Origin of the sequence: Micromonospora sp. BL1, assembly GCF_003667485.1 — a bacterium.
Classification (GTDB): domain Bacteria; phylum Actinomycetota; class Actinomycetes; order Mycobacteriales; family Micromonosporaceae; genus Micromonospora; species Micromonospora tulbaghiae.
The window spans coordinates 1-3,574 of record NZ_RCVK01000073.1 but is presented as its reverse complement, the minus strand read 5'-3'; the positions used below and the strand labels follow the sequence as shown (position 1 = coordinate 3,574).

At 74.5% G+C, this 3,574-nt stretch carries 2 protein-coding genes and 1 pseudogene; 2 read left to right on the top strand and 1 reads right to left on the bottom strand.

The annotated features are described in order from the left end of the window. Nucleotides 1-1,296 (bottom strand): adenylosuccinate synthase (locus EAD96_RS00490; protein ID WP_121682881.1); only part of this gene is annotated, 1,296 nt, incomplete at its 3' end. A 121-nt stretch (nucleotides 1,297-1,417) separates the two neighbouring features. Here EAD96_RS00490 and EAD96_RS00485 point away from each other — a divergent pair. Beyond that, on the top strand, nucleotides 1,418-2,416 hold the full coding sequence (locus tag EAD96_RS00485) for a diacylglycerol kinase family protein (protein ID WP_121682880.1): 999 nt from the start codon (nucleotides 1,418-1,420) through the stop codon (nucleotides 2,414-2,416). Nucleotides 2,417-2,490: 74 nt separating this feature from the next. Next, nucleotides 2,491-3,574, top strand: a pseudogene (locus EAD96_RS00480) (chromosome partitioning protein); the annotation flags it as partial.

Genomic DNA, 3,574 nt, shown 5'->3' with positions numbered 1-3,574 from the left:
AGATGTGTATAAGGGACAGGGGTGGCGGAGGACGTTTTCTTCTCGGCCTGGGCCTACGCCTACCACGCTCACCCGGGTTCCGGTCAGCTCCTCGATGCGGGCGATGTAGCGGCGGGCGTTCTCCGGGAGCTCGTCCTCGGTCCGCGCCTTGGTGATGTCCTCCCACCAGCCGTCGAGCTCTTCGTAGATCGGCGTGGCGTGGTGGAAGTCGGTCTGCGTCATCGGCATGTCGTCGAAGCGCTCGCCGTTGATCTCGTACCCGACGCAGATCGGCACCTTGGCCAGGCCGGTCAGCACGTCCAGCTTGGTGACCACCAGGTCGGTGACGCCGTTGAGGCGGCACGCGTACCGGGCCACCACGGCGTCGAACCAGCCGCAGCGACGCTCCCGGCCGGTGGTGGTGCCGTACTCGTGGCCGACCTTGCGCAGGTGCTGCCCGTTGTCGTCGAACAGCTCGGTGGGGAACGGGCCGGAGCCCACCCGCGTCGTGTACGCCTTGCTCACCGCGATGACCTTGGTGATCGCGGTCGGCGGGATGCCCGCGCCCACGCACGCGCCGCCGGCCGTCGGGTTCGACGACGTCACGAACGGGTAGGTGCCGTGGTCCATGTCGAGCATGGTGGCCTGGGCGCCCTCCAGCAGCACGGTCTCGCCACGGTCGAGCGCGTCCCAGAGCATCACCCGGGTCTCGGCGATGTACGGGCGCAGCCGCTCGGCGTACTGGAGGTACTCCTCGACGGTCTCCTCGACGTCGATCGCCTTACGGTTGTAGATCTTGAACAGCAGCTGGTTCTTCTCGCGGAGCGCCAGTTCCAGCTTCTTACGCAGGATGCCCGGGTCGAGCAGGTCCTGGAGCCGGATGCCCATCCGGGCGACCTTGTCGCCGTACGCGGGGCCGATGCCCCGGCCGGTGGTGCCGATCCGGGAGCTGCCCAGGTAGCGCTCGACCACCCGGTCCAGTGCCCGGTGATGCGGCATGATCAGGTGCGCGTCGCCGGAGATGCGCAGGCGGGACACGTCCACGCCACGCTCGGCGAGCCCGTCGATCTCCTGCAGCAGCACCTTCGGGTCGACCACCACGCCGTTGCCGATCACGATCATCGCGCTCGGTGACAGCGCCCCGGACGGCATGAGGTGCAGCGCGTACTTCTGGCCGTCCGGCGTGATCACCGTGTGGCCTGCGTTGTTGCCGCCGGAGTAGCGCACGACGTAGTCGACCCGCTCACCCAGCAGGTCGGTAACCTTGCCCTTGCCCTCGTCGCCCCACTGGGCGCCGAGCAGCACGATCGCTGGCATCTTCTCGCCTCCAGAAGGCTCGGGTGCCAGGTGGCGACCGGTCAGCGAGCCCGGGGTGTCAGGCTAACAAGTAGTGACGGCGGGACCAGCAGGGGTTGGTCGGAAAGCGGGAGGCTCCTTCGTGTACGACGTGGTGCTGCTCACCCTCGGCTCGGAGCGGGACGCTCCCGGTGGTGGCTGCGGCAGCGGCGGCGCCTGCTGCGGCGGCGCGGAAGACACCTCCGCGGAGACCGGCGAGGAGCGCTGCGAGACGCCGCGCGTACCGGTGCTGGCCTGCGCGGACGAGCTGACCGTCCGGGGTGCCCGGGTGACCACCGTGACCGCCCGGTCGGACTCCGAGATCGACGAGGTGCTGGCCCGCCTCGACGGTCCGCCGCGCGCCGACGGCCTTACCTGGCCGGACTCCGACGGCAAGACCCGGCTGATCGTCGCCACTGCCAGTGACGGTCAGTTGCGCGCCGTCCTGCGCCGGCTGGTCCGCCGGTACGCTCCGCCGCCGAGTCGCCGCCCCGCGGACCTGGCCGACAACCGTACGGTGCCCGATCTGCCCCCGGTCGGCGTACTCCCGCTCGATCCGGCCCGGTCCGGGACGGCGCGGGACCTGGCCGCGCAGCTCGGGCTGCCCCGGGATCCGGCGGGCGTGGCCGCCGCGGTGCTGGACGGCACCGCCCGGCGGCTGGACCTGCTGCGCAACGACGGCGGCTCGGTGACGCTCGACGGGGCGCTGCTCGGCGCCGCCGACGACGCCGGCCGACCGCTGCACTGGCGGGCCCGGGTCGAGGTCGACGGCACGGTGCTCAGCGACGGTTCCGAGCCGATCACCGCGTGCGCGATCGGCAACGCGGGCGGGTACGCGCGCCTGGGCGAGGTCGACCTGCTGGGCGGTCCGGACCCGGCCGACGGGCGGGTGACGGTGGGCGTCGCCGTACCGGTGGTGACCCGGTCGGCGTTGGGCCGGAAGAAGGTCCGGCTGGAGGTGCGCCGGGCGCGGGGCCGCGCGGTGGCGGTGGTGCCCCGCGACGAGAAGGTGCCCTTCCTCGACGACGGCGTCGAGGGCGAGCTGAACCGCAAGCGCTCCTGGTGGACCGAGCCGGGCGCCTGGGCGGTCTGGACGGGCTGACCTCGGTCGATTCCCACCCGGCTCGCGGCGCTGGCCGGACCGCCTATCCTCGGCGGAAGGAATGGGGAGGAACCGTGGTGCACGAGAACGACGACCGGGCCCACGTACCGGGCCGACCGCAGGTGCCGCAGCGGGACGTCGAGCCGCTCTGGCCGCCGGAGGAGACCGACGCGGCGGCGGCCACGATCCCGCCGTGGGCGTCGGTGCCCTGGCCGCTCCCGCCGGCCGACGCTCCCACACCCGCGGCGACGGACGTCCCGGCGCCCCAGGCACCGGCTGTCGACCTGGACCTGCCGTTCACGCTCGACCACGCGACGTCCGGCCCGGCACCGGCCCCGCCGGGGGTCGTGGCGTCCGGCTCCCCGGTGGTGCCCGGTGCGCCGATGGCGCCTGATGTACCGGCGACGGCCGGCTCGCCGGCCACGGCACCGGTGAGCCCGCCCCCGTCCGCGTCGCAAGCGGCTCCCGCGCCGACGACAACGCCCGCCACCGGCTCGGGTTCTGCCGGCGAGGGCGCCGGGAACGGACGGACCACCTCGCCGTGGGCTCAGCCGCCGCAGCGGGCCGGGTCGGACTCCGCCACCACGCCGGATCACGCCGACGGCACGGCTCCGCCGTCCGACGCAGCGGAGGCCGACGGCACCGTCGCCGGCCACGCCACCGTGGCACCGCCTTTGCCGTCCGACGCCCTCCCGGCCGACGGCACCGCATCCGGCCGCGCCACCGTGGCACCACCTCCACCGTCCGGCGCCCTCCCCGAGGACAGCACCGCATCCGGCCGCGCCGCCGTCCCGTCCGACGCCCTCCCCACCGGCGGCATCGCCGCGGGCCGGGCCACTGTCGCCGGAATGCCGACCCAGCCGTCGTCGGAATCCGGCACGGGACCGGCAGGGGCGGGCGAGCCCGCGCCGGAGCCGCCGCCCCGCCTCGGGCCGTTCCCGCCGTCGCCCGGCGTGCCGGCGCAGCCGTCCGCGTACGGCAACGGCTACCCGCCCCCCGGCTACCAGGCGCAACCCGGCCAGCCCGGGCACCAGGCGCAACCCGGTCAGCCCGGCTGGTACCCGCCGCCCGGCTGGACGCCCCAGACCGGCGTGCCACAGCCGGGCGGCCCGATGCCCCCGCAGGCGCCGGTGTCCGGCCCGGTGGCGCCCCCACCAC